This window comes from Paenarthrobacter sp. TYUT067 (assembly GCF_023656375.1).
In the GTDB taxonomy this organism is placed as follows: domain Bacteria; phylum Actinomycetota; class Actinomycetes; order Actinomycetales; family Micrococcaceae; genus Arthrobacter.
Map to the genome: position 1 here is coordinate 19545 of NZ_JAMOIT010000013.1, position 26323 is coordinate 45867.

Here is a 26323-nt window from a genome sequence, read left to right on the forward strand (position 1 = left end):
TCAGGCCACCTTCTCTGCGCTGGTGCCGACTCCACTGCCGGCAGAATCGACGCGGACCACACTATTGACGTAAATCCCCGGGGTCACCACGTTCTCCGGATCCAGGGAACCGGTAGGCACGATCTCCGAGACCTGCACGATGGTGTGCTTCGCAGCGGCGGCCATGATGGGTCCGAAATTCCGGGCGGTCTTGCGGTACACGAGGTTGCCCTTGCCGTCAGCCTTGAGTGCCTTGATGAGTGCGACGTCGGCGTGGATGGGCGTTTCGAAGACCTGCCACTTCCCGTCCAGCAACCGGGTTTCCTTGCCCTCAGCCAACGTGGTGCCGTACCCGGTGGGCGTGAAGAACCCACCGATACCGGCACCAGCAGCCCGGATACGCTCGGCCAGATTGCCCTGCGGGACCAGTTCCAACTCGATCTCGCCCGCGTGGAACTTGGCGTCGAAGTGCCAGGAGTCGGACTGCCTGGGGAAGGAACAGATCATCTTGCGGACCCGGCCTTCCTTGATCAGCAACGCCAGGCCCTGGTCGCCCTGGCCGGCGTTGTTGTTCACCACGGTCAGGTCCTTGGCGCCGCAATCCATGAGGGCGTCGATCAGTTCGAACGGCTGCCCGGCGTTGCCGAACCCGCCGATCATCACCGTGGAACCGTCCTTGATGCCGGCCACGGCCTCGCCAACAGTGTCAATGAAATTCAGCATCGCCCTAGACTCCTTCTGAAACTCCGGCAGAAACGTTTTCCAGCACCACGGCCAGGCCCTGGCCCACGCCGATGCAGATCGCCGCAACTCCCCAGCGCTGCCCGGAAGCCTGCAAAGAGCGGGCGAGCGTACCCAGGATGCGGGTACCGGAGGCACCGAGCGGGTGGCCCATCGCGATGGCGCCACCGTGACGGTTCACAATCGCGGGATCAATCCCCCACGCATCCACGCACGCCAGCGATTGCGCGGCAAACGCCTCATTAAGTTCGACGGCGCCCACCTGGTCCCAGCCGATGCCCGCCTTCGCGAGGGCCTTGTTCGCGGCTTCCACCGGGGCGAAACCGAAGAACTGGGGATCGTTGCCGTGGGCACCACGCCCGGCGATGCGCGCCAACGGGTCCAAGCCAAGAATGGAAGACGCAGCTTCGGATCCGATCCACGCCGCCGAAGCACCATCAGACAAAGGCGAGGCATTCCCGGCGGTGACCGTGCCGCCGTCGGGCCCGTCAGACTCAGCCCGGAACACCGTCTTCAACCCGGCAAGCTTCTCCGCCGAAGAACCGGCACGGATGCCTTCGTCCCGCACAAGATCAGTGCCCGGAACCTGCGACACCAAAGAATCGTAGAAGCCTTCGTTCCACGCGGCGTCGGCCAGGTTGTGCGAATCAGCCGCAAAAGCATCCTGCCGCTCCCGGGTGATCCCGTACTTCTCGCGGAGCCGTTCGGTGGCCTCGCCCAGCGAGATGGTCCAGTCCTTGTTCATGGCCGGGTTCACCAGGCGCCAACCCAACGTAGTGGACGCCAAGGTCATGTCGCCGGCCGGGTAGGGCTTGGAGGTCTTCGGCAGCACCCACGGGGCGCGGCTCATGGATTCGGCGCCGCCCACCAGCATCAGCTCGGCGTCGCCTGCGTTGATCTGGCGCGAGGCGATGATGGCGGCGTCCAGGGACGAGCCGCAGAGGCGGTTGACCGTGGTGCCCGGAATGGAGACGGGCAGGCCAGCCAACAGGGTGGCCATGCGGGCCACGTTGCGGTTTTCCTCGCCGGCACCGTTGGCGTTGCCGAACACCACTTCGTCGATTCGCTCAACATCAAGCCCCGGGGCACGCTTAACGGACTCGCGGACCACATGGGCGGCAAGGTCGTCGGGACGGACAGCGGCAAGACCGGAGCCGAACTTGCCGAAGGGCGTGCGCACGGCGTCGTACACGAAAGCCTGGTTCATGGGATTTCCTTCATTTCTACCTACCCGACTGGGTCGGGACTAGTTGAGTTCGTTGGCGTCGATCTCGGCGAAGACCTTCTGGGCCGTCTTGAACGCGGAATTGGCCGACGGCACACTGCAATAAATGGCGGTCTGCAGCAGGATTTCCTTGATCTCGTCCCTGCTCAGGCCATTGTTGAGGGCCGCCCGGATATGCATGGCCAGCTCATCCCAGTGACCGTGCGCTACCAGTGCCGTGAGGGTGACAGCGGAACGCATCTGCCGGCTCAGGCCGGGCCGCGTCCAGATGCCACCCCAGGCGATCCTGGTGATCATGTCCTGGTAATCCTCCGTGAAGGAGTCTTTGCCTGCGTTGGCCCGGTCCACGTGCGCATCGCCCAGCACTTCGCGGCGAACCACCATGCCGGCGTCGTAAATGTCCTGTGCGGTGGCATCGGGCTGCACGGCGCCGTTGCGTTCAGCATCGCCGGAAACAGTACTCATCGTCCGTTCTCCTTCATGAAAGTGCGCATCAAGCCGGCCACAGCGGCCGGCGCTTCTGCGGGCGCCAGGTGAGCGACGCCGTCGAGCGTTTCCACCACTGCCGTTCCGCCGCCGGCCCGGATCCCGTCCGCAACAGACTCGGCCATCGACGGCGGCGCCACGGAATCCTCGACGCCGGCAATCACCTGCGTGGGAACGGTGATGCTGCCAAGCTGTTCACGGACGTCAAACGCGGCGAGGGCTTCGCAGCAGAACGAGTAGCCAAAGCGATCGGCGTCGCGGAGGGCGTGCAGGAGGCGGCTGCTGATGTCCGGCTGACGGTCCATGAAACCGGGGCCGAACCAGCGTTCAGCGGAGCCTTGGATCATCACAGGCGTGCCGAGTTTGCGGACGGTCTCCGCGCGTTCCAGCCAGCCTTCGGGGGTACCGAGCTTAGCGCCGCTGCACTGGACGGACAGGCTGCGGAGGCGGTCGCCGTGCTTGATGCCGAGCTGCAGGCCGGTGGCCCCGCCCAGCGAAACACCGGCGTGGTGGAACCTCACGCCGGGGGCAACCGAATCAACAAGATCGACGACGGCGTCAGCCAGTTCCGCAACATCGAAACCTTCCGTGGTGGTCGGCGAGATACCGTGGCCGGGGAGGTCCCAGCCGATGACGTCGTACTCGTCGCCCAGGAGCGCGGCAGTCTCAGTCCAGAGAATGGTGGACGTGCCCAGTGACGGGCCCACTACCAAGAGCGGCTTGGATCCCAGTTCACGCTGCGGGGACAGCAGCACGGCCTTGATGGTTGGCTTAGCCACGAGTGGCTCCTTTCGAGGTTCCTGCGTAATCCGGGTAGGCGGCAAGGACCCGGCGGCTGATCTCCGCTGCCTCGCCGAGGTAACTTGCGGGGTCCAGGAGAGCTTCAAGTTCGGCGTCCGAGAGCTTGTCCGCAGGCACGGTTTCGCGCAGCAGCTTGGTGTACATCCGGGACTGCTCGGCGGCGGGCGCCTTCAGGGTCTCGTCGACGACGGCCTGCAGCTTCTGTTTTCCGTCCTCGCCCAGGAGAGGCGCGACGGCGGCCGACACACCTTCGCTGAGCAGCCGTGGTCCCGAGAGCTCGAGGTTCCGGCGCATGGCGTCCGGGAAGACCCGGAGGCCTTCGGTGAGTTCGCGAAGGTGTCCGGCTGCGCCCAAGGCCAACGCGAGCAGCTGGCGCAGAGCCGGCCATTCACTGTGCCAGGCGCCATCGGGCCGCTCGTCGTTGAAGGTAGCCGCCGCGAGGTGCAGTTGCGCGGCAAGACCAGGAGCCTGCAACGCTGCGCTGCGGATCAGGACTGACAGCACGGGGTTCTGCTTCTGCGGCATGGCCGAGGAAACACCGCGTCCGGCGGCCAGCGGTTCGCCAAGTTCGGCGACCTCCGGTCGGCTCAGGAACAGCAGATCCGCGGCGATCTTGCCGAAGGAGTCGATGAGTGCAACGAGGCCGTCGCCCAGGGCTGTGACGGCCAGGCGGTTGGTGTGCCACGGAGCCGGGACTGCGGCCAGCCCAAGGCGTGCAGCCAACCCATCCGCGAGCGTAAATGGTGTGGAGGAAGTACCCGTAGTCAGCTTGGTCCCGGAGGCCAACGTCCCGCCGGCCCCGCCGAACTGAACCGGAAATTCCAGGGATTCAAAGCGGGCAGCGGCAGCGGCCACGCCCTGGAACCACTGCGCAGCCTTGAGCCCGAACGTATACGGAAGCGCGTGCTGCGTCAGGCTCCTGCCCACGCACAGCGTGTCCGCATGCTGTTCCGCCAAGGCGGCGAGCGCCGTCGTCGTGCCTTTGACGTCAGCCAGCAGCGCGGAAACGGTGCGGCTGGCGAGGAGCATGAGGGCTGAGTCCAGGACGTCCTGGCTGGTCAGCGAGGTGTGGACGGCTTTGCCGGCACCGATTCCGGAGTCCAACTCCCGGACCCGGGCGCGCAGGTCCCCTAGCAAGGGAATGACCGGGTTGCCGCCACCCTGGGCGCGTTCGGCTACCGAAAGGACATCATAGGAACCGGAATCGGCGGCTTCGGCCACCACAGCGGCGGATCCGCCGGGGACCAGCCCCGCCTCCTCGAGCACAGCTGCCCACGCAGCTTCGACGTCGAGAATTGCGGTGATCACGGCACGGTCGCCCGTCAGCGCCGCCACAGCGGGCGACGCCGACACGGGGCTCAGGAGGCCGAAGTCGCCGTCGGTCATCGGGTTGCCTGATCCTCGGAAGCCAGATCCAGCGATCCGTCCTGCTGGAAATCCAGGAACACGGTCTCGTCGCCGCCCTGCAGGCGGATGTCCCAGGTGAGGCCACCGTCGGGATCGCGGCGTGCGATCAGGGTCTTGCGGCGTTCGGGATCCAGGGAGCTCAGCAAAGGATCGTTGGCCAGTGCTTCCTCGTTTTCCGGCAGGTACACGCGGGTGAAGAGGCGGTTCATGAGGCCGCGGGCAAACACAGCCACGGAGATGAACGCTGCAGCGCCGGGAGCCGTGGGGCCGGGGTTGACCGTGGTGAACGTGTACACGCCCGAGTTGCCCACGGAGCCGCGGCCCCAGCCGGTGAACGTGTAGCCGTCGCGGACCAGGGAGCCGGTGCGCTGGACGATCTTGCCCTCGGAGTCCGGCTGCCAGATTTCCAGGATGGCGTCCGGAATGGCATTGCCCGCGCCGTCATACACGGTGCCCTGGAGGCGGATGCTGCCGGGGCTGCCCGGCGCCAGGAGTTCGTTGTCCTTGTTGAAGGGGAGGGCGTAGCCGTAGAAAGGGCCTACGGTCTGACCCGGTGTGGGTGCCAGCTTGCTCATGCGCTTTACTCCTCGTCCCCGGCGTCGCCGTATGCTTCGTTTTCGGTCCAGGTCCGCTTGGAACCTGTCAGGATGATGTCCCATTTGTAGCCGAGGGCCCATTCCGGACTGGTCAGCTCGTGGTCGTACTGTGCCACCAGGCGGTCGCGGGCATCCTGGTCCACGATCGACTGGTAGATGGGGTCCAGCGGGAAGAGCTGGTCGCCCGGGAAGTACATCTGGGTGACGATCCGCTGGGTGAACTCCGAGCCGAACATGGAGAAGTGGATGTGGGCCGGACGCCAGGCGTTCAGGTGGTTCTTCCACGGGTACGCGCCGGGCTTGATGGTGGTGAAGCTGTACGAGCCGTCGTCGCCGGTGATGCAACGCCCGACGCCGGTGAAGTTCGGGTCCAGCGGTGCGGGGTGCTGGTCGCGCTTGTGGATGTAGCGGCCGGAGGCATTGGCCTGCCAGATCTCCACGAGCTGTCCCGCTACAGGACGCCCATCGCCATCAAGGACGCGGCCGGCCACGATGATGCGTTCGCCCTGGGGCTCGCCGTTGTGCTGGATGGTCAGGTCCGATTCCAAGGCGTGGACATCCTGGTGTCCGAACGCGGGCGAGTAGAGCTCGATTGTCTCCGGGTCCGCGTGGTGCAGGCTCTTGGTGGGGTGGCGGAGGATACTGCTGCGGTAAGGAGCGTAGTCCAGGCGCGGCATGGTTTCCGGGCCTTTGCCATTCTTCAGGGCCTCGGCGTAGCGGTCCCCGATGCCCTTGATCTCAGCACTGAGATCGGCCTGGGTTTCCACTTTCTTGGAATCGTGCGCAGCGTGTGGCTCAGCGGCGGGCACGAGCTCCTCGGATTCGAGCGCTGGTGCTGTCTGTTCTTGCGGCACGGCCGGCTCCTTTCGGTTGATGGATTCTCTTTGGTTTCGGGTCTAAGCCCGGTGGAGCGAGTCGTATTGGACGGCGTGGCGCACCGGGGCGTTGGGCGCCCCGTAGCCGTCGTAGTTGCCGCGGCGCTCCACCATTTCGAAGAACACACTGCCCACAGTGGCCGTGTAGAAGTGGAGGAACTCGCCGTTGGCGTCCCGGTCATAGAGGAGGTTGAGCTCCTTGAGGGTGGCCAGGAATCCGGGTTCAAGATCGAACCGGGCGTCCAGGTCCTCGTAGTAGTTGGCCGGAATCTGGAGGAACTCAAGGCCACGATCGCGGGCGGACCGGGCCGTAGCCACGAGGTCTTCCACGGCGAACGCGATGTGTTCCTGGTACGTTTTGCGGGCTTTTTCTTGTGCCTGCTGGGCCGGAGCCAGGTTGAGCACCAGCCTGACGGCGCCGTTGCTGGTCTGCATCACCTGCGAGCGCACCAGTCCGCTGGGGCTGGGGACCTCCGCGAAGGGTTGCGGTTCCAAGGCGAGGGCGCTGGTGTAGAAGAGGACGGCTTCGTCGAAGTGCTGCCACGGCTGGGCGAGGTTGACGTGGTCAATGACGGCGTTCTGTGCGCTGGAGGCGTGTTCTAGACCCTCGCCGAACTCGTGCGTCCACGCCGCCGTCCCGTCCGGGCTGCCCTGGCACAGGAAGATCTCGGTGGAGTCAGGGGCAGAAATGCCTTGGAAGACTTCCTCGTCGGCCTGGACCTTGCGGGCCACCACGGGCGCCTTGAGCTGCTGGGCGCGAGCGGAGGCAATCACTGGAGAGTCGACGTCGAACCCCAACGCGGCGATAGCCGGTTCGGTGTGCGAGGCCGCTTGCTCGTTGATGATGACGCGCGCCTGGCCCATGGTCCAGAGCTGGACATCCTTGGTGCGGTGGCGGCCTTCGAACCCGAAGCCGAGCTGGCCCAGGAGCTTCTCAAGCTGAGCGGTGTCGTCAGCCTTGACCTCGGCAAAGTTGAAGCCGGCGGGTTCGCTCACCTTGGGCAGCGTGGCCAGTTCCATGGGATAACGACGGCGGGACGCGGCTTTGTCTTCCGGTGCATCTGCCACGGAGGTGCTTGCGAGCCACTTGGCGCTCTGTTCCTCCAGCCAGATGAGGGAGCGCATGGCATCCACGGCGGTGCGCTCGGTGTCCGACTGGCGGAAGACATCATTGAAGACCTCGAGGGAGACCGGGCCCGTGTATCCGGCACGGACAACGTGGCCCATGAACTTGGCAAGCTCGAACTGGCCCTCACCCGGGAAAACCCGGTAATGGCGGCTCCAGGACAGCACGTCCATGGAGAGCTTGGGGGCGTCGGCAACCTGAACGAAGAAGATTTTCTCCGCGTTGATCTGCTCGATCGGCGCGGTGTCCCAGTCACGGGAAAGAATGTGGAAGGAGTCAAGGCAGGTGCCGAGGTTGGGGTGGTCCACCATCTCAACCAGGCGGTAGGCGTGCTCGTAGTCGTTGACGTATTTGCCCCACGCCAGGGCTTCGTAGGCAACCTTGACGCCGTGCGCCCCGGCCAACTCTGCCAATTCCGCGAGCTGCTCGGCTCTGAGATCGTCGTCGTCAATGGTTGCCGTGGCCACGTTGGAGCAGACCAGGATGGTGTCCATGCCCAAACGTGACATGAGCTTGAACTTGGCCTCGGCCCGCTTGAGGTTGGCCTTCAGCAGGTCCGGAGTGACGCCGTCGAAATCCCGGAACGGCTGGTAGAGATCCAGGCCCAAGCCGAGGTCGGCGGCCATTGTCCGGACCTCTTCCGGGCTGTGGGGGGACGTGACGAGGTCCTGTTCGAAGATCTCGATGCCATCGAAGCCCGCAATCGCGCAGGCCTGCATCTTCTCCTTCAGCGTGCCGGACAGGCAAACCGTGGCGATTCCGGTGCGCATCAGTTGGCCGCCTTTGCCAAGAGCGCCTCTTCTTCGGCGGCGATCAGCTCCAGGAAGTGCGCCCGCATGCGATCGCGGTCCGCCTCGCGTCCAGTGATGAGCTGGAAGGCGTCGGCTGCCTGACCGACTGCCATGCGACCGCCGTCGAGGACGTCGCATCCCTTGGCCCGCGCCTCGCGGACCAGTTGCGTTTCGATGGGGCGGTAGACGATGTCCGCCACCCAATGCCGCGGCTCCACCAGGCCCATGTCCAAGGGGAGCCCGGGGTGGGCCGCCATGCCGATGGGAGTGCAGTGCACCAAGCCGTCAGCGAGGGGCATGATCTCGGGCAGCTCGTTGATGCTCCGCGGTGTCACTGTGGCTTCGGGGAACAGCCCGCCGAGCTCGGCAACGCGTTCCTCGGCACGGGCGGGATCCATGTCCACCAGGTCCAGGGTGCCGACGCCGGCTTTGAGGAGTGCGTAGGCGACGGCGGAACCGGCACCGCCTGCACCCAACTGAACCACGCGATCCAGTCGCGCCTCGGGGAGGCCGTCGGCGAGCGCCGAGCCGAAGCCGGAGAAGTCCGTGTTGTGGCCGATGAACCGACCGTCCTGGATCAGGACTGTATTAACGGCGCCCAGGCGCGCGGCGTCGTCGGAAATTTCATCAAGGTGCCCCAGCACCAACTGCTTGCACGGGTGCGTGATGTTCAGCCCGTTGAAGCCCATGCGCTGCGCTGCCGTCAGGAGATCCCCGACGGCGGTGGCCGGCAATGCGAGTTCCAGCAAGTCGATGGGGCGGTACAGCAAGCGAAGGTCCTGCACATCGGCTTCGCGTTCGTGCATGGGCGGCGTGAGCGAGGGCATGACGCCTTCGCCTACGAGGCCCACCAGAACGGACTCGGCTCGGTTGCTCATCCTAAAGCTCCTTTGACTTCAGCACCGCCGGGCTTTTGGCGCATTCTGGGGCGCTGCCAGCCGGGGTGTTATTTAGATTACTACATGTGTTCATATTCCGCACGCTTGTTCTTATCGCGAACATTTCCACAGTGCGCACCCAACTAAGTAGCAGTTAAGCGCGTTTAGGGCCGTCTGAACGCGCACTATTGCGACCTGGTTGGGTGAGGGTCACCGCTGGGGCAGGCGGGCCGCGAGTTCAGCCGCGGCCTCCTGCAGGGTAGGGACATGGGCAATCAATTCCTCCATGCTCATGCGGAACACCGGGACGGCCGTGGCGAGGGAGGCGAACGCATGGCCCTGTGAGTTGAGAACCGGAACAGCGACGGCGCGCATGCCAATCTCGTTTTCTTCATCCATCACCGCGTAACCCTGACGGCGCACCTGCTCGATCTCCTCGCGGAACTTGTCGCGGTCGGTAATGGAGTGCTCGGTGAGCGGATCCAGGGGGAGCTCCTCCAGCAGCCTCTTCCGCTCGATCTCATCCTCAAACGCCACGATCGCCTTACCAACGGAGGTAGTGTGCAAGGCGCCCAGGTGACCGGGGTCGCTGGTGACCCGAAAGGTCTTGGGTCCGTCCACCTTGTTTACAGTGAGGTGATGATTGCCGTCGCGCACGGACAAGATGGTGGCCTCGTGCGTAGTTTCAGTGACACGCTGAAGGACGGGCAGCGCCGTTGCCGCGAAGCCGTGGTGATTGGAAACGCGCTGGCCGAGCTGAAAGACGCGTAGTCCCAAGTGGTACCGACGCCCATCGGGCTCGTAGTCAACAAATCCATCGCGGGTCAGTGAACCCAGCAGTCTGTACGTGGTGCTGAACGGGAGATTCGCACTCCTTGCCAGATCCGCCGCACTCGCCCCGCGCGGTTCATTTCCCAATAGAACCAACAGGCTCAAGGCCTTGCCGACCATGTCGGTCTTTGTGTCCTCTTTCACACTCATGTTTTGATGCTCTCACATAGTGAGAGCTATTTCTAGATGGTGGTGACATCTCTTGACAAGTGACCCCACTCACAGCCACTATTGCTGTATTGCACAAGTAGCTCTCACCATGTGGTTACTTATGCAGGGATCGACCGGCCGCACCATGCTTGGGTCTCCCCACAGAAGCCAGATCCGCGACATCGTCGTCACAGAAGGAACACCCCATGAGCCAAACAATGCCGTCAGCGACGCCAGGCACTGAAACCACTTCCGGAACCCCCAAGAAAGCCGCGCTTGCCAGCTTCCTGGGCAGCGCCGTCGAGTATTACGACTTCTTCATCTTCGGCTCTGCCGCGGCCCTGATCTTCCCCCACGTCTTCTTTCCCTCCGCCGACGCGAACGCGGCCATCATGTCCTTCGCAACTTTCGGCTTCGCCTACGTTGCCCGCCCCGTGGGTGCGGTGATCCTGGGCCACTTCGGTGACCGCATTGGCAGGCAGAAGGTCCTGATGTTCACGCTGGTCCTCATGGGGGCAGCCACATTTGTTATCGGCTGCCTCCCCGACTTCAAGACCATTGGCTGGTGGGCTCCGGCCCTGCTGGTCCTCGCCCGGCTCTGCCAGGGCCTCTCCGCTGCAGGCGAGCAGGCCGGCGCTTCCTCCATGACCCTTGAGCACGCCCCGGACAACCGCCGCTCCTTCTTCACCTCCTGGACCCTCACCGGTACACAGGGTGGCCAAATCCTTGCAGCCCTCGTCTTCATTCCCGTGGTGGCCCTGCCGGATGACATCAAGTACGGCATCGGTTGGCGCATCCCGTTCTGGCTCAGCGCGGTGGTAGTACTGGTGGCCTTCTTCATCCGCCGCACCCTGCACGAACCGCCCGCATTCGCCGAAGCCAAGAAGAACAACCAGATCTCCAAGCTCCCCGTTGCCGACCTCCTGCGCCTGCACTGGCGCGACGTCCTCCGCGTGGTCTGCTGCGCCTTCATCGCCGCCGTCAGCACTGTCTTTGGCACGCTCGCCATCAAATACGCCCAGGACGTTGCCGGCGTCAACAGCACCATCACGCTCTGGCTGGTGGTCGCGGCAAACGTTGTTGCCCTGGGAACCCAGCCACTGTTCGGCATGCTCTCTGACAAGATCGGCCGCAAACCCGTATTCATCTACGGAGCTTTGTCCAGCGCCATCATGACGCCGGTGTTCCTGCTGACCCTGGAGGCCGGCAACGTGCCGCTGATGTTCCTGGTCTCCGTTGTCTACTTCTCCTTCGGATACGCCGCAGCCAACGCCGTTTGGCCATCCTTCTACGGTGAAATGTTCAGCACCAAGGTCCGCTTCTCCGGCTTGGCCATCGGTACGCAGCTCGGCTTCCTGATGGCAGGCTTCGCTCCCGCAATCGTCACCGCCCTGGGTGGCACCAAACCCGGCGGTTGGGTCCAGATCTCCATCTTTACCGCGGTCATCTGCGTCATCGCAGCTGTCTCGGCCATGACAGCCCGCGAATCAGCCAAGACGCCCACTGCGGAACTCGGCGTCCACAAGCGACACCAGCACGTCTAACCCCGACGCTCCTGCCCGGTTACTCGGCCTGGAGCAACGGAAATGCCCGGCACGTCCTGTGACGTGCCGGGCATTTTGCTGCTCGCGGGCCGGGTCTGGCACTGGGCGGGAGCGCAACTGGGCAGGCGCGCACAACGGGAGGGGCGCAACTGGGCAGGAGCGAGGCGCTAATCCCCTACCGCGGGTCCACCACCACCTTCTGGAAGGCCCCCTGGCCGGTGCCGACGTAAAGGAACAATGTTCCATCACCGGCGATTCCAACAACTGAAGGATTCCCCAATCCCGTAAAGCCATTCCCCAAAGCGGCGAAGGTAGAGAACATGTTCCAGCCTGCCCCCAGGGAAGCCCGTGTCAGGAAGCCCCCGTTGCCGTTGCCCGGGTAGAGCCACAGTGAGCCATCGCTTCCGCGGGCCATGATGTCTTCCCGGCCATCGCCGTTGAAGTCACCGCCCTGCATGACTGAATCGAAAATGTTCCAGCCGGTTCCGATCTGCCGCCATGACTGGAAACCACCGGCTCCGTTGCCCGGGTAGAGCCAAAGATTTCCGTCGGCGGCCCGCGCCACGAGATCGGCTTTGCCGTCGCCCGAAAAGTCGCCCGGTGCCAGCATCTGCGTGAAGCCTTGCCACCCTGTGCCAATCTGTTTGCGGGCCAGGAACTGGCCGCGCCCATCCGTTGGATACAGCCACAACACACCGTCAGAGGTCCGAGCCACAAGGTCCGGGTGGCCATCGCCGTCGAAATCTCCCGCACTGAGAACGGAGGTGAACGCGGCCCACCCAGAACCCACTTGGACCCTTGGCAGGAATCCGCCGGAACCGTTGCCGGGGTAGAGCCACAACACACCATTGGTGCCGCGGGCAAGGATGTCCGCGACACCATCGCCGTCGAAATCTCCTGCCTCCCACACCTGGCTGAACTGGTTCCACCCGGCCCCAATGGCCAGCCGATCGGCAAATCCCGAACCGCTGCCCGGGTAGAGGCGCATGGTTCCTGACGAGGTCGCGGTCAGCACGTCCGACTTCGCATCACCCGTGAAGTCCTGCCCACTCACGATGTCGCCCACCGAATTCCAACCACCCCCGAGGTTGATGCGGGGCACGAAGCCACCCCAGCCGTTTCCGGGGTACAGGTAGAGAGTGCCGTCGCTTGTCCGCGCCAGCAGTCCGGCACCGGCACCGCTAAAGGAGCCGTCGGAAGTGATGCTGGTGAAGCCGTTCCAGCCGGAGCCGATCTGCGACCATGCCCGGAATCCACCTTGGCCGTCGCTTGGGTAGAGCCACAGACTGCCATCGGGCTTGGTGGCCATGAGATCGGGGCGGGCATCGCCGTCGAAATCCCCCACGCCAATGAGGTTTGAGAAGCCCTGCCAACCTGATCCGATCTGCCGCTTGGCCAGGAAACCGCCGCGACCATCGCCCGGATACAGCCACAAGGCACCGTCGCTGGTGCGTGCCAAAATGTCCCCGCGGCCGTCGCCGTCAAAGTCCGAGATACCGGTGATGGCATCAAAGATGTTCCATCCCGAGCCAATCTCACGGGGATTGTTGAGCCTGTTACCGGGCAGTCCTGTGTACAGCATCAGGGAGCCGTCCGCCTCACGGGAGAGGACGTCGGCGAGCTTATCGCCGTCGAAGTCGCCGGCCGAGAACCGAATCTTCGCCGTGAGCTTGGGGTCGGCAAAAATAGTGACCGACGCCGTTGTGGTGGACACCGAATTGATGGTCACCTGAGTGCCGGTATAGGTGGTGAAAGTGCTGCCGGCCTGCCATGCGTGGTTGGTGGCGTACCAAGGTTCCGGGAATGGCTTGGTGGACGGCATGAGGATCAGGGACGAAGCGACCGTGGCTCCGCCGCGTTGGACGATCTTGACGCCCCTGTTTCCTGCTGGCTTGCCGGAGTCGTCCAGGTAGCTGTCATATCCGGCGGCCTGCCGCAGCTCAAGGTAGTAGACCTCTTTGCTGATGGGATCCGTGAACTTGATGGCACGCTGGGCATCCGTTCCACCCCATGGTTTGAGCGTGTAGGTCTTAGCGCCGGTGGCAATCCCCACGTCCCGGATTTCGTCGCCACGACCCAGCCCCGCGTAGTCCCAGAGCGAGCTGCTCACCACGGGCGATTCGAATTGGGCGGCACCCATGATGTCCGTCGTGTCACCGTACTCCCGGATGTAACACGAAGGATCCGTGAACCGACCGTAACCGTCAACGCCGACGTCGGACGCACCACTGCCGCACTGCAACGCGTCCGCATGCATCAGGCCGATGACATGCCCGAACTCATGGCTCATCACGTTGTTCGTGAACCCGCTGATTTGCGGCAGGAGGACCCGGCCGCTGTAGCTTCCGCTGCTGTATCCGGCGCCCAGGGCGTTTCCGGACAAAGTGGACGTGGGAATGAAAATCACCAGTGCCGTGTACGGGCTGGCCGACCAACCCAGCTCGCTGGTGATGGTGGACATGATGGTGCTGTAGCTATCGGTGGACTTCGCCTTGGACTGGTGACCGGCAACCTTGGTATTCACCGTCATGGACAGTTTGTTGGCCGTCATGGCTTTCCAGTAATTGCTGGACGCAGTGACAGCTTGCTCGGCACTGGTCATGGAGACCGTGTTGCCGTTGTCCGCCAATTTGGCCGTGACCAGCCGTACCCGGATGTCGCCGCTGGGCCCGGCAGCCGCCGCGCCGGAGTCTGGACCTGCGCCCGAGTCAGGGCCGGTATTGAACGGCGTGGCACGCTCGGGGGGATTCTCGAACTCATGCTCCGAGTGCGGCGTACCCTCCACGAACTGGACGTTCGGATTGTCCGGCCCGGGCAACGGCACCGCCGTCGCGGGGGTCTGTACGAAAAACAGGCCGGTAGCAAACACCACCAAGCCTGTAGATAACGCGATTGATCGCCGTAGCGCACCCATTCGATCTCCCTGAGCCGGAGCCTGTGGTTCCTGTGAGTCTCAGCAACCGAGATCAGGCTACAACCGGGTAGTCACCGAGCCCGGCAGGCGGGGCTGTTCACCTGGAAACCCAACCATCCCGGAATGCTAACGGGACCCTAACCGGGCCGAAATACCGTGGCAACATTGCCGCGCCACACTGGAAGAGCCGGCAAGTGCAGGCACAAGCTCCAGCCCAGGAGGCCACCATGTTGAAGGAAGTCACAACACACACAACACGTATACGCGCGATCAGCCAGCTCCATCGGGGAGACGAGATCGAAGCCCGCCTGTCCGTGGGACCCGCCTATGATGACGTGGTTATCCGCCGCGGACGCGTCCAGGAAACTGCGCCGGGCATCGGCGTGGTGTGGATCATGGACCACGCCTCAGGAATGCGGAAAGCCATCAACACCGACGAATGCAGTGTTTGGCGTGTCGCCTGATCCGGCTCGACCCCAAACCCCTCTCAGCCGCCAGCCACGGATTGGATGATCAAAACCTCCTGGCCGGCCGCAACTTCAGTATCAAGACCTTTCACACGCCGGATCTCGTCACCGTTAACGTAAATATTCACGAAACGGCGGAGAGCCCCGGTTTCATCACGCAAACGCCTGGCCAGCACCGGATAATCTCCGGTCACCGAGTCCAGCAACTGTCCAACGGTCACAGCCCCGTCGGCGGACGCAGTCAGATAGGACTGTCCGCCGACGAGTGGCTGCAGGACACCAGGCAACACGACCGTATAGTCAGCCATGATGGGCCTAACCAGGCACCGGGGCTTGGTTTTCGGTACCAGGATCCCGCGTCTGCGCTGCTGCCTCCACGAATTGTTCAGTTTCTTCCACCAACGTGGCTTCCGCGGCTGCCAGCGGGATTTCTGCCCCTGCCGGGTTTCCCACCACGACGGCGGCACGCACGCACAACACGTCCGGCAAGTGCGATGCCACTTCGGTAAACGTCTCGCCCTCGTCTGCGCTGGCATACACGGCGCCTCCGCGGGTTCCGAAGTACACGCCGGTGGGTTCGGCGGTGTCCACGGACGCTGCATCCCGTAGCACGGCGTTGTATTCGTGGTCCGGGAGACCGGTATGCAGCTCTTTCCACGTCCGGCCGGCGTCGTCTGTGCGATGGACGCTGAGCTTGCTGTCCGGCGGGATGCGTTCGCCATCAGCTTTCAACGGAACCACCCACGCCGTGCCCTCGCGCCGAGGATGAGTCAGCATCACGAACCCGAAGTCCGCCGGAAGTCCGTCCGCGATTGAGTCCCAGTTCTCGCCTCCATCGTCCGTGCGATACACGCCGTGATGGTTCTGCGCGTACAAACGGTCCTCGACGGCGGCATCCGCCGCGATCTTGTGAACGCACTGGCCGAACTCCGGGTTGGGATCGGGCATGAAGTAGGCCGAGATTCCCTTGTTGCGCGGCTCCCAGGAGGCGCCGCCGTCGAGCGATCTGTAAACGCCGCCCGTACTCATGGCGATGTGAACCTTCTCCCCGGAAGGATCAACCACTATGGAGTGCGCCGCCGCCCCGCCGTAGCCGGCACCCCACTCACTACGGTGGGGGTGGTCCCAGAGTCCGCGGTTCAGCTCGAAGTGCTCGCCGCCGTCGGTTGATTTCCAAACGGAAATCGGCTCGCACCCGGCCCAGACAACTCCCGGGCGTGATGCGGCGTCGGGGTATATCTGCCAGATGCGCTCCAACGCGGCGTCGGTGCCCTCCGGGAACTTGATGGCGCCGTGCTCGGGCTCGGTCCATGTAGCGCCGAGGTTGTCCGAGTGGGCAACGGTGGGACCCCAATGCTCGGACCGCACACCCACCATGATTCGTGTTTTGCCGTCCCGTGTATCTATCCCGATGCTGGGTATTTCGCTCATCAGGAAGTGCGGGCCGGAGAGGGACCATACTTTGCGGTCCGGGCTGCTTGCGAGCCACAGGCCTTTCTTGGTTCCGATCGCGATGACGTAACTCTCTGCGGTAGCCATGAACCCCATCGAACCATCAGGGCGTGCGGGTAGCAACGGTTTTTTGGGCGTATGTGGATAGTCCGAACTTCGGGCAAGAGGGACCCTTACGGTTACAGTGCACCCAAACCCCTGATCGTGACGCGAAAATCAGAAAACTTTTTCGCCGCTTGTGGTGACCGTTGGATGCTGCAGCGGGAAAACGTGCTTGACTGTGGTTTTGCGGCCAATCGGCCGCCACAACGTACTGGGGGATCAGATGTTTTGCGAGGTCAAAGAGCCATGAGGTCAACAAACAGGATGTTCGCGGTGGTTGGCCGGTAGCAGGACCGAGCCATGATTGCAGCCTCTTTGCATGAAGGAGCGATAGTCCTGGACCCGTTCTCCGTAAGGATGGTCCTGGGGATAGTCACGTTGACCCTGATAGTGCTGTCCGCCGCCTCCTCACGGCGAATCCGGTCCACCTCCACCACGTGGTGGCGGGTTGCCCTCCTTCTCTTCTTCGCCGGAAATTTCGCTTTCCTGCTGAACGGAACCTCCTTTCTGGCCTGGGCCAATCCGCCGGGCAAAGCGCTGATCGTGGCCGGTGCGTTCAGCATTTGGGCCGGCGCTCGAGCTCTTCGCGAGCGAAAAGTCAGCGCGTGGCAGATATCGCCGGCACCGCTGATCACCTTCCTTGCATCAGCGATGGACGGTGTCGAATCCAGCCTGTGGTCCGGAGGCTTGATGTATCTGGGAATGACGGCAGCAGGCCTTGGCATGGCCGCAGGAGAGTTGTGGTTGGCGAAGTCCGCCCAGTCCCGGATGACGAAGTTTCTGGCCCTCATCGCCGGACTTACGTCCCTGTACTACTTGGGCCGGGGCGTCACGTTTGTACTGGAAGGGCCGGACGGGAGTTCCTTCCGGACACTTTTCGGCTATGCACCGGCGGCGCTGATGCACCTGATTCTGCTGGTCTCGCTATCTTTCACCATCAACTCGCTCGGCAACAGCCACCTGATCAAGAGGCTCCGGGAACGTGCCGAACGGGACCATCTGACCGGGCTGCTTAACAGGGGCGCCTTCCTGGGCCTGGCCGAAAAGGAACTGGCAGGCCCGGCTGCCCACCAGAACGCTGCACTGATCCTGGCGGACCTGGACTATTTCAAGGCCGTCAATGATGAACACGGACATGCCGCAGGAGATGCTGCTTTGCGTGCCTTTGCCGAGGCCTGCACCGCGTCAGTAAGGTCAACGGATCTTGTGGGGCGATACGGCGGGGAGGAGTTCATTCTTCTCTTGCCGGGCGCGACGCAACAACGGGCAGAGGCCATCGCCTCGGAAATCAGCCAGCGCCTGTCCGCCATGGCAGATCCAGCTGGTTTGCCCTACCCCACGGTCAGCTATGGGGTGACATCCACAGGCGCCAAAGCCGCAGACCTGAATTTCATGATCAGTGTGGCAGACGCGGCGTTATACAGCGCCAAAGCCCAGGGCCGCGACCAGGTGGTGGGTGCGGAATCGGTGGAGCCGCTACCCACGATTCAGCAAAGGCCGTAGTACACGGACATACGAGGACATGGCGTCAGGCCTTACCCGGAACCTGTGTGACGTTATGCCTAGGCTGTGGGTGGTAGTTCCACCCGTGAATGACGGACAACGATGACGGAGAACAACGATGACTGAAGCAAATACCGCTGCACGTGCACTACAGCTCAAGGCCCTGCATGAGGCACCGGAAATCCTGAGCGTGGTCAATGTGTGGGATGCCATCAGTGCCCGCACTGTGGCAGACCTGCCTGAAACCAAGGCAATCGCAACCGCCGGGCATTCCATTGCTGCGGCCTTTGGTTACGCCGATGGAACCATGCCGTTGGACGTCGCGCTGGAAGGGGTCAAGCGAATTGTCGACGCCGTGGATCACCCGGTCACTGCTGACCTGGACGATGGCTACGAGAACCCTGCCGAGACCATTCGCAGGGCTATCGCGATCGGCGTGGTTGGCGCGAATGTAGAAGACCGTTTGCGGCCCTTCGACGAGGCCGTGGCCCGTGTTCACGCGATCATTTCGGCCGCCGAGGACGAAGGCATTGCGTTCCAGCTGAACGCCCGCACCGATGCCATTGCCCGTGGCGGCGACCGGCCCATTAAGGACAGCATCGAGGACGCCATCGTCAGGGGACGGGCGTTCCTCGACGCCGGCGCATCGCTGGTTTTCGTGCCCGGAGCCATGACCCGTGAGGTCATCGAGCCGCTGGTTGAGGGCCTCGGGCACGGGAAGCTCTCCGTCATCGGTGCACCTGGCGCCCTTCCGGCAACTGAGCTCCAGGCGCTTGGTGTGGCCCGCGTGTCCTATGGTCCGTTCACCCAGCGGGTGGCCCTGCGTGCCCTCCGGGATCTTGCCTCTGATCTGTACGGCTCGGGCGTGGTCCCTACTGACACCCCGGCGCTGAACTAGCTGATCCTGCCGGTCCCGTCAGAGAAGGCGGGACCGGTCAGCTGCCCGAGCGGGTATCGAACGCAGCCGCCGATTCCCGGAGCAGGCGGGCCACTGTGTCCACCGGCAGGCTCGCTGCCTTTCGCCGGTCGAAACGGCGCAGTGCGATGTGCCGGGTCCCTAAGCCAGGAACATCCAGGATGTCCACGTGATCGTGGACCACGCCCGTCAGAGCCAGGGTAGGCACAATGGCCACCCCCTCACCGGCCGCTACAAGTGCCAGTGCGGTGAGTGTGTCGTGGTACTGGTGAACAGTGTCAATCCGGCTGCCCGTTGAGTGGCGGAGGCGTCCGAGCACTGCTGTGTTTGCTGCCGACGGTTCCACTCCCAGCCACGGCAAGGGCAGGCGACTGAGGTCTATGTTGTCCGTGCCAAGCAGGCTTCCTGCCGGCACCACGAGCTTCCAGGGCTCGTCCAGCAGGGGATCTTCGACCATCCCGGCGGCCATCGGACGCTGCTCTGCCGCCGTCGAATCCTGTTCAATCACTACGGCGTCGAGCTGCCGTTGACGTAGCAGCCGCATCAGCGCGGGGAAACTGTCTTCAACAATCTGGATCTGTAGCTGGGGGTACTGGTTGCGCCATTCCGGAAGTCGCGGGATCACCACTGTGCGCATGAAGCTGGTGAAGCCGCCCACGCGCACCACTCCCGCAATGTTGACTTCGCTTTGCATGCGGGCGCGGGCAACGTTGAGGGCCCGTTCTATCTCTTCCCCTGCCTCCGCCATGGCCAGTCCCGCGGGGGTGAGCACTGAACCTTTGGGGGTCCGCAGGAGTAAGGCCTGACCCGCCTCGTGTTCGAGTTTGCTGAGCTGCTGCGACACTGCGGACGGTGTGATCCGCAGTTCATCGGCGGCAGCAAGAACGCCTCCGGTGCGGGCAACTGCGAGAAGTACCAGCAGCCTGCGGGGGTCCATTTCCATGTTAAGCACTCCTAAACATGGGATTCAGAATAATGCAATTGAACTAAAGGGGTAAGTCCCTCAATATTGACTCACAAGCACGATTCAGTCACGCAGCATCGACCCCCGAATCAAGCCCCCATCCCGGACCTTACGCCGCCTGCCGGCTCTCTCCGGATGCCCAAATCTGAAAGGACTCCCATGGAACTGCTGTTCGAAATTGCCGGTTGGGCCGGCGCTGTGGCAATGCTCGGCGGCTACATGGCGGTCTCCATGGGATGGCTGCAGGCGGGCAGCACTTTCCAAACCGTAAATCTCTTTGGTTCCTGCGCCTTCATCATCAACGGCACACTTCACGGAGCATGGCCCTCAGTGGTGACCAACGTGGCGTGGTTCCTGATTTCAGCTATTGCACTGCTGCGCATGAAGGCCCAGCACCGGGCCTCGGTCACCTCCGACGCTCAGGAAAGTCACCCACTTGCCCCGGACACTGCCGCTCAGGTCATTGTCACGGCTGCTCGCCCGGCAGCCAGCTGCGCCTAGCGGGTTCACCAGGAGTAGCGGGTTGACCAGGGCCAGTTAGTCCACAAACTCCGACTGTGTCTCGATGAAGTCCCAATCCGCACTGGTCAGGACACCACTGACCTTGTCCGGATGGGGCCCTCCGGCTTCTGCAATGTGCTGCAGCACCTGGAGCGGAAGTTCATCGGCCCGCAGGTTTTCGCGCAGCCACTCTTTACTGTCCAGGTGCAGATCGAGCCACCACATGAAGATTTCCATCACGGACCGCCTTTCTTCGGATTAACCGTAGGCCGGGGCGGATGTCTCTACAAGGGCTCAGGGCTGACGTCTTTATCGCAGCCGGATCCGCCAAACACGCTGTTCAAGCACACGCCGCGGAGCAACAATAGGGGTATGGCTGCGGAAGGTTTCAGCGGACGGATTCCCTTAGTTGTGGGCGTACTGCCGGACCAGCATGTGGAAGTACTACAAACTGCCAGGACCTTGGCCGAGCAACTGGGCGTGCCGCTGGTTTGCGCTTATGTGGATGAGGCCAGCTACCTCGTGGAGTGGGATCCTTCGCGTGAGACTCACCGGATGTCCCTTCACCCCGAAAAGGATGACGAGGACGTGGCGGTTATCCGGGATGATCTGGGTAAGGCCATCGCGGAAGCCATGGACGGCGGCACGGCAGATTGGACGTTGCGCTTGCTTGCCGGCGATCCTGCCCGGGCGCTGGGACGCCTGGCCTCTGACATAGATGCCTCAATGATCATTGTTGGCTCTCCTGAGCCTGGCTTGGGACACCGTATTTCCGAGGCTTTGAATGGCTCGGTGGCTGCTTGGCTGAGCCATCACCAGCGGCGTCCGGTGCTGATTGTGCCCCAAAAGAGGAGGCACGAAGCTGCTCATAAAAACTAAAGCGAAAGTACTTATTCGAGGTGGTGGCAAAGGCGTCGCGCGGCACGTAGAGTAATTACTGCAGGACGGCGAAAGCCCCTGCTCAAAGACCGCTCCGGAGTGCGTATCCCCCAATAACGCACTCCGGAGCTCTTTTGTTTAAGCGGCGCCATCTTAAGCGGCCCCATCTTTAGGCGGCGCCGCGTACCGCCACTACCCACTTTGAATCCGAAACCCCCGCGACACGCCCGTAGCGACGGCGAGTCGCCGGCGAGAAGCCACCAAAAAGGGTCAGGAAGGCACGCGACGGGTGACCACCGAAGCCGGGACGGCCGGGACGCGCTGCCTCTTGGCATATACCCGGGCCCGTTGGCTGGACAACGCCAGGAGCACCAGGATGTCAGTGGCCACACCGAAAAGTCCGGCTTCGAGGGTGATGTTGGTGCTTCCGGTGAAGTAGTCAACGGCTTGGACCACCACGGAGACAGAACTGAGGCCCATCGCGATCACCCTTGCCCCGTTGCTGCCCAGGAAAATCCGCCAGGCAAGGAAAACTTCCCCCAGCCCGAAGATCAGCACTACCACGGCAACAAAGGTGACAACCGTCGTCGTGGTTTGCGGGTCAAGGGGGTCGCCGTCGGTGGTGATGTCCGAGAAAACATCGGAAGAGGTCACCAGTGTCAGCGCCAGGATAAAGGCCGCGATGGACCTGGCCACCACCAACGCGGCGCCCACCATGGTGGGCGCCGGCCGTCTGTCGCGGCTGTCCGTGGGGCGGGATGGCTGGTGGGCCGGGACCTGCACGCGTCGCGCGTCCACGATGGGGAGGTCGCCGTCGGTGGAAATCGAATCCCCGCCTCCGTTCCTGGAGTGGTAGCCGGTGGAGAAGTCCTCAATCACCTGCACCGTGACGCGTGGATCAGCGGCGGTAACGCTGGAAATGATGTGGTCCCGCTCAACGTCGGTGTTCTGCTCGATCTTGTGCGTAATTTGCAGGGTGAAGAGTGAGAACCCGACGCTGCGGTCGTAGGTGCCGGCAGCCAGCCAGTCCACTTTGTGCCCGCCGGGCAGCAGCCAGCCTTCGGGGCATCGCCAGAAACGGACGTGGTGGCGTTTGCCTGGGTTGTTGTCCACTTCCTGCTGATAGGCGAAGTCCTGCTGCCGGTCGAAGAGGTAGAGCGGGCTGACCGGGGCTTCGGAGTAACTCCGGCGGAAGATGGTGGAGCTGATGATGCGGCGGCTGCTTTTGAGCGTCACTTGGTCCGCTTGAGTCCAGCCGGCCGCGCGCATGATGGCGTGGAGTTGCGGCTCGTCGCCCAGCAACGCGACGTTTACGGGATCTCCCAGTAATCCGTCGCTGGTCCGGGCGCGGCCGATGAAGTAGCCGGGAACGTAGATGGTGGTGAGGATGCGGTGCAGGCGAGGGAGGAGGAGATACGCGAGGAACGCCCAAAAGAAGAAGTAGAACCACACCTGGCCCCACCCCAAATGGAAGCTCTCCCCCACCAGCAGGAACGCCAACCACACCGCAGCGGCGCCACCAAGGATGAAGAAGGCGTGGTCCAGCCGGGAATCGGTCACATCCTTGGCCGCTGCCTTTTACATATAGCTCCCCCTTGTGGCCCCTTAAGCTTCGGGCTTCGAATGCAGCTTGTACAGGCTTACGTGAGCAACTTCGGCACGTGGAGTTGTCCGTTGCTGATGAGCCATTGCAGGGACTCGCGAATGGCCTGCTCGGGCTCGTATCCGGGCGCGTACCCGATGAGGGAGGCGGCTTTGTGGATACTCATGCAGTGGTTGCGGGAAAGGTGGGCCCAGCTGGAATCGGCAAATTCGGGAGTGGTGATTCGTCGGAATTCTTCCCAGCTCACGGTCTCCATGTGCGGATCCTGCCCGAACCAGGACGCGGCGATGCGCACGTAGCCACGAACCGTCAGGGCTGCGGGAGCAACAATGGTGAAGTCTTCCCCGGCTGCAGCGTCGCGGTTGAGGATGGCTTTCTCAAAGGCCTGCGCCACGTCGTCGGCGTGCACGTGATGCATCAGCTCGGTACCGCTTCCGGGGACCTTGAGTGTCTGCCCGGAAGCAATCACGGGCCACACGCCTGGATCCAGGTTGCCCAGTGGCCCGATCGGGAACCAGCCGGGTCCCACGATGTGGCCGGGGTGGATGGATGTTGTGGCCAGACCCCCTGAAGCGGTCTCCTCTTTGAGCATTCGGGCGATGTCGCGTTTCCGGATTCCGTAATCGTCAGTTGGTTCTGCGGCCGAGGGTTCGCCAGTCGAATCCGATCCTTCGGTGATGGGCAATTTCAAGCTGACACCGTGGCGCCAGATCGACCCGCAGTGCAGCAGATGCGCTGTCTCGCCGCGCAGCCGGTTCACCAGCGCAGTGGCTGACTCCAGCGTGAAGCAAATGAGGTCAACCACGACGTCGGCACCCAGTCCCGCTATCCGGTCACCAAAGACGCCCTCAAGTTCCTCGTGCTCGCGGTCCGCTGTAACCTGGCGGACCTGCTGCCATTCGGGGACGTCGGCATGGGGTGGTCGGCTTCCGCGGCTGATGTTGATGACCTCGTACCCGGCACGCACAAGCCTGGGCACCAGGAAGGACCCGATATGGCCGCTGCCGCCGATCACGACGATTTTCATGGGTGCTCCGATCTCCACGAGTCACGCTACTGGCTTGCGGGGGTAACCGATAGGCCCGCGCGCCCAAGGTCAACTCGGCACATAATAACGAGACTTACTTGTTCCTTGGTTAGACAAACGGCAGGCTCCCGCGACTAGCATGAATAGTCCGGGCAAGCCCGGGTACGTGACCTCTTGAACGACCCCCTCGGAAGGTCGGCGTTGACGCGGCGACCACGTAAAGGAGACAACTGTGCGGGAGCCTGCAGTCAGCGAGAGCGTGTCAGAAATCAGCGAAACTCCGGAAGAAAATGCGGAGGAGACGCCACAGGAAACGCCCGATGAAACCGCAAGCGAACCGGCGGAAATCACGTTTGACGAGCAGTTCTACCCTGCCCGTCCCAAAGCGCTGCGCCCCATTGCCCGGCGTCGGCAGTTCTTTGCCGCCCGGCCCTCCTTGGAATTCGACGGCTTGAACTCCACGTACGTGGATTGGCTCCGGAACCAGTCCATGCTGGGTGACGCCAACACCATGGCCCGGCAGTTGTCCGGGCAGGCCAGCATGTGGCAGAACTCGTATGCCAGGCCCAACCCACGCGCAGCTGTTGAGCGTGCACCTGTGTGGTTCACTGCCTATCCCCTGTCTTTCATAACCAAGGACGGCCAGTCCTTCCTTTCTGCGCTGGGTGACCCAGCGCTTTGGGACGCGTTCAGCCAGATCGGCATCAGGGGCCTGCACACGGGACCGGTGAAGCTGGCCGGCGGCATCCGCGGATGGTCGCAAACACCCAGCGTGGACGGCCACTTCGACCGGATCAGCATGGCGATCGATCCCGCCTTCGGCACGGAGGAAGAGTTCCGGCAGATGTGCGAGGTAGCCAACCAGCACGGCGGCACCGTCATTGACGACATCGTCCCGGGGCACACCGGCAAGGGAGCGGACTTCCGCCTCGCCGAAATGAACTTCCGGGATTACCCCGGCATCTATCACATGGTGGACATCCCGGAGGAGGACTGGCACTTGCTGCCGGACGTCCCCGAGGGCGAAGATTCGGTGAACATCAGCCCCGCGGCTGAGGAAGCGCTGCAAAAGGCCGGCTACATCATCGGGCGACTGCAGCGGGTTATCTTCTACGAGCCCGGCGTCAAGGAAACCAACTGGAGCGCCACCAAGCCCATCATCGACACCACGGGCAAGAAACGCCGCTGGGTTTATCTCCACTACTTCAAGGCCGGTCAGCCTTCCATTAACTGGCTGGACCCCACCTTCGCCGGCATGCGCCTGGTGGTTGGCGACGCCCTGCACTCCTTGCTGGACCTCGGGACCGGAGCGCTCCGGCTGGATGCCAACGGTTTCCTGGGTGTGGAGAAGAGCGCCGAGGAAGAACCGGGCTGGTCCGAGGGTCACCCGTTGTCCGAGGCAGCCAACCAGTTGATTGGTTCCATGATCCGCAAGGTGGGCGGGTTCTCCTTCCAAGAGCTCAACCTCACTATCGATGACATCAAGTCGCAGTCCGAGTCCGGCCCGGACCTGTCTTACGACTTCATCACCAGGCCCGCCTACCACTACGCCCTGGTCATCGGAGATACCGAGTTCCTGCGCCTCACCTTGCGGCTGTCCATGGAGATCGGCGTGGACCAGGCATCGCTGGTTCACGCCCTCCAGAACCACGATGAACTGACCTATGAGTTGCTCCACTTCGCTGCCGGGCACAGGGATGAAGTCTTTGAACTTGCCGGCGAGGAGCTCACCGGTGCCGAGGTGGCCGAGAAGGTCCAGACCACCATGCGTGAACGGCTCACGGGTGAGAACGGGCCCTACAACGCGGTCTTCACCACCAACGGCATCGCCTGCACCACCGTCAGCTTCATCATGGCCGCCCTCGGGATCAAGGACCCGGATGCCATCACCAAGGAGCAGGAAGCGCAGGTCCTGGATGCCCACGTGCTCTTGTCCATGTACAACGCGTTGCAGCCGGGTGTGTTCGCGCTCTCCGGTTGGGACCTCACGGGAATCACAGCGCTGGACCGCGAAACCGTCAAGGAACTCACCTCGCAGGGTGACACCCGGTGGATCAACCGTGGCGCGCACGACCTCATGGGGACCAGCCCGGACGCCAAGACCTCCCTTGCCGGTATGGCGCGTGCCCGGAGCCTGTACGGTTCCCTCCCTGAGCAGCTGAAGGACCCGAACTCCTATGCGCGGCGCCTCCAGCAGATCCTTACGGTGCGGGAAGAGTCGGGGATCGCCACCAGCACGCTCCTTGATGTGCCCGACGTTTCCAACCGCGGCTTGCTGGTGTTGGTCAATCAGCTCGCGGACGGGGCATTGCAGGTGACGGTGCTGAACTTCTCTGACCAGGACATCGCCGGCAGCATCCAGTCCCCGCACCTTGTTCCGGGAGCTACAGTCCATGATTTGTTCTCCGGTGAAGAAGAAGTGGCCCAGGTGGATGATCTGTGCAGCTTCTTCCTCGAGTTGCCCGCCTTCCAGGGCACGGCACTGCTGCTGAAGGACCCGGTAGTAGAGGATGAGGCTACCGAATAGAACGCACGACGTCGGCACTTACGGTGAGTGCCGACGTC

The 26323-nt window shown here is 63.2% G+C and carries 24 protein-coding genes; 7 read left to right on the plus strand and 17 right to left on the minus strand.

Annotation, left to right across the window (positions count from 1 at the left end; all coding sequences use genetic code 11):
• The 10 genes from MOD31_RS12920 to MOD31_RS12965 all read right to left on the minus strand — a co-directional run bounded on the left by MOD31_RS12920 (nucleotide 1) and on the right by MOD31_RS12965 (nucleotide 9886).
• Entirely contained in the window at nucleotides 1-702 is a 702-nt protein-coding gene (locus MOD31_RS12920) for a 3-oxoacid CoA-transferase subunit A (RefSeq protein WP_142937432.1), read from the minus strand.
• Nucleotides 703-706: 4 nt separating this feature from the next.
• Nucleotides 707-1927 carry a thiolase family protein gene (locus MOD31_RS12925; RefSeq protein WP_250820844.1) on the minus strand — a complete coding sequence of 407 codons (1221 nt, stop codon included), beginning with the start codon at nucleotides 1925-1927 and terminating at the stop codon, nucleotides 707-709.
• Nucleotides 1928-1966: 39 nt separating this feature from the next.
• A complete protein-coding gene (gene pcaC, locus MOD31_RS12930) occupies nucleotides 1967-2410 on the minus strand; it encodes a 4-carboxymuconolactone decarboxylase (protein ID WP_250820845.1) in 444 nt (147 codons plus the stop codon).
• Nucleotides 2407-3210 (minus strand): alpha/beta fold hydrolase, encoded by an 804-nt coding sequence (locus tag MOD31_RS12935; protein ID WP_250820846.1) that lies wholly within the window; start codon nucleotides 3208-3210, stop codon nucleotides 2407-2409. The genes pcaC and MOD31_RS12935 overlap by 4 nt, the downstream gene beginning before the upstream one ends.
• Entirely contained in the window at nucleotides 3203-4618 is a 1416-nt protein-coding gene (locus MOD31_RS12940; protein ID WP_250820847.1) for an adenylosuccinate lyase family protein, read from the minus strand. Before MOD31_RS12940 ends, MOD31_RS12935 begins: the two co-directional genes overlap by 8 nt.
• Nucleotides 4615-5214, minus strand: a complete 600-nt coding sequence (pcaG, locus tag MOD31_RS12945) for a protocatechuate 3,4-dioxygenase subunit alpha (protein WP_142937427.1) — start codon at nucleotides 5212-5214, stop codon at nucleotides 4615-4617. Before pcaG ends, MOD31_RS12940 begins: the two co-directional genes overlap by 4 nt.
• A 5-nt stretch (nucleotides 5215-5219) precedes the next feature.
• Entirely contained in the window at nucleotides 5220-6089 is an 870-nt protein-coding gene (gene pcaH, locus MOD31_RS12950) for a protocatechuate 3,4-dioxygenase subunit beta (RefSeq protein ID WP_142937426.1), read from the minus strand.
• Between the two features lie 42 nt (nucleotides 6090-6131).
• On the minus strand, nucleotides 6132-8006 hold the full coding sequence (locus tag MOD31_RS12955; RefSeq protein ID WP_142937425.1) for a bifunctional sugar phosphate isomerase/epimerase/4-hydroxyphenylpyruvate dioxygenase family protein: 1875 nt from the start codon (nucleotides 8004-8006) through the stop codon (nucleotides 6132-6134).
• Nucleotides 8006-8905 (minus strand): shikimate dehydrogenase, encoded by a 900-nt coding sequence (locus tag MOD31_RS12960; protein WP_250820848.1) that lies wholly within the window; start codon nucleotides 8903-8905, stop codon nucleotides 8006-8008. Before MOD31_RS12960 ends, MOD31_RS12955 begins: the two co-directional genes overlap by 1 nt.
• Nucleotides 8906-9115: 210 nt before the next feature.
• Nucleotides 9116-9886, minus strand: a complete 771-nt coding sequence (locus MOD31_RS12965; RefSeq protein WP_250820849.1) for an IclR family transcriptional regulator — start codon at nucleotides 9884-9886, stop codon at nucleotides 9116-9118.
• Between the two features lie 206 nt (nucleotides 9887-10092).
• Here MOD31_RS12965 and MOD31_RS12970 point away from each other — a divergent pair, with 206 nt between their 5' ends.
• Nucleotides 10093-11430 (plus strand): MFS transporter, encoded by a 1338-nt coding sequence (locus tag MOD31_RS12970; RefSeq protein ID WP_250820850.1) that lies wholly within the window; start codon nucleotides 10093-10095, stop codon nucleotides 11428-11430.
• A 175-nt stretch (nucleotides 11431-11605) separates the two neighbouring features.
• Here MOD31_RS12970 and MOD31_RS12975 read toward each other — a convergent pair whose 3' ends face one another.
• Nucleotides 11606-14344 carry a VCBS repeat-containing protein gene (locus MOD31_RS12975; protein ID WP_223941248.1) on the minus strand — a complete coding sequence of 913 codons (2739 nt, stop codon included), beginning with the start codon at nucleotides 14342-14344 and terminating at the stop codon, nucleotides 11606-11608.
• A gap of 227 nt (nucleotides 14345-14571) precedes the next feature.
• Here MOD31_RS12975 and MOD31_RS12980 point away from each other — a divergent pair, with 227 nt between their 5' ends.
• Nucleotides 14572-14808 (plus strand): hypothetical protein, encoded by a 237-nt coding sequence (locus MOD31_RS12980; protein WP_024818712.1) that lies wholly within the window; start codon nucleotides 14572-14574, stop codon nucleotides 14806-14808.
• Between the two features lie 23 nt (nucleotides 14809-14831).
• Here MOD31_RS12980 and MOD31_RS12985 read toward each other — a convergent pair whose 3' ends face one another.
• Both MOD31_RS12985 and MOD31_RS12990 read right to left on the minus strand, forming a co-directional pair.
• Nucleotides 14832-15119, minus strand: coding sequence for a MoaD/ThiS family protein (locus tag MOD31_RS12985; RefSeq protein WP_166841915.1), 288 nt, complete (start codon nucleotides 15117-15119; stop codon nucleotides 14832-14834).
• Nucleotides 15120-15126: 7 nt separating this feature from the next.
• Nucleotides 15127-16359: an exo-alpha-sialidase gene (locus tag MOD31_RS12990; protein WP_250820851.1), complete on the minus strand. Its 1233-nt coding sequence runs from the start codon at nucleotides 16357-16359 to the stop codon at nucleotides 15127-15129.
• A gap of 306 nt (nucleotides 16360-16665) precedes the next feature.
• Here MOD31_RS12990 and MOD31_RS12995 point away from each other — a divergent pair, with 306 nt between their 5' ends.
• Nucleotides 16666-17868, plus strand: coding sequence for a GGDEF domain-containing protein (locus MOD31_RS12995; RefSeq protein WP_250820852.1), 1203 nt, complete (start codon nucleotides 16666-16668; stop codon nucleotides 17866-17868).
• Between the two features lie 118 nt (nucleotides 17869-17986).
• Complete coding sequence (locus MOD31_RS13000) at nucleotides 17987-18766, plus strand: isocitrate lyase/phosphoenolpyruvate mutase family protein (RefSeq protein WP_250820853.1); 780 nt, start codon at nucleotides 17987-17989, stop codon at nucleotides 18764-18766.
• A gap of 37 nt (nucleotides 18767-18803) precedes the next feature.
• Here the strand turns inward: MOD31_RS13000 and MOD31_RS13005 are convergent, their stop codons facing one another.
• Complete coding sequence (locus MOD31_RS13005) at nucleotides 18804-19727, minus strand: LysR family transcriptional regulator (RefSeq protein WP_142937417.1); 924 nt, start codon at nucleotides 19725-19727, stop codon at nucleotides 18804-18806.
• A 180-nt stretch (nucleotides 19728-19907) separates the two neighbouring features.
• Between MOD31_RS13005 and MOD31_RS13010 the strand changes: the two genes are divergently transcribed.
• A complete protein-coding gene (locus tag MOD31_RS13010; protein WP_223941252.1) occupies nucleotides 19908-20249 on the plus strand; it encodes a hypothetical protein in 342 nt (113 codons plus the stop codon).
• Nucleotides 20250-20285: 36 nt separating this feature from the next.
• Here MOD31_RS13010 and MOD31_RS13015 read toward each other — a convergent pair whose 3' ends face one another.
• Complete coding sequence (locus tag MOD31_RS13015) at nucleotides 20286-20486, minus strand: hypothetical protein (RefSeq protein WP_250820910.1); 201 nt, start codon at nucleotides 20484-20486, stop codon at nucleotides 20286-20288.
• Between the two features lie 135 nt (nucleotides 20487-20621).
• Between MOD31_RS13015 and MOD31_RS13020 the strand changes: the two genes are divergently transcribed.
• On the plus strand, nucleotides 20622-21128 hold the full coding sequence (locus MOD31_RS13020; RefSeq protein ID WP_142937415.1) for a universal stress protein: 507 nt from the start codon (nucleotides 20622-20624) through the stop codon (nucleotides 21126-21128).
• A gap of 270 nt (nucleotides 21129-21398) precedes the next feature.
• Here MOD31_RS13020 and MOD31_RS13025 read toward each other — a convergent pair whose 3' ends face one another.
• Both MOD31_RS13025 and MOD31_RS13030 read right to left on the minus strand, forming a co-directional pair.
• Nucleotides 21399-22688, minus strand: a complete 1290-nt coding sequence (locus MOD31_RS13025) for an LssY C-terminal domain-containing protein (RefSeq protein WP_250820854.1) — start codon at nucleotides 22686-22688, stop codon at nucleotides 21399-21401.
• 80 nt (nucleotides 22689-22768) lie between these two features.
• Entirely contained in the window at nucleotides 22769-23758 is a 990-nt protein-coding gene (locus MOD31_RS13030) for an NAD(P)-dependent oxidoreductase (RefSeq protein ID WP_250820911.1), read from the minus strand.
• Nucleotides 23759-23990: 232 nt separating this feature from the next.
• Here MOD31_RS13030 and treS point away from each other — a divergent pair, with 232 nt between their 5' ends.
• A complete protein-coding gene (gene treS / locus MOD31_RS13035; protein WP_142937413.1) occupies nucleotides 23991-26285 on the plus strand; it encodes a maltose alpha-D-glucosyltransferase in 2295 nt (764 codons plus the stop codon).
• Nucleotides 26286-26323: the final 38 nt, after the last annotated feature.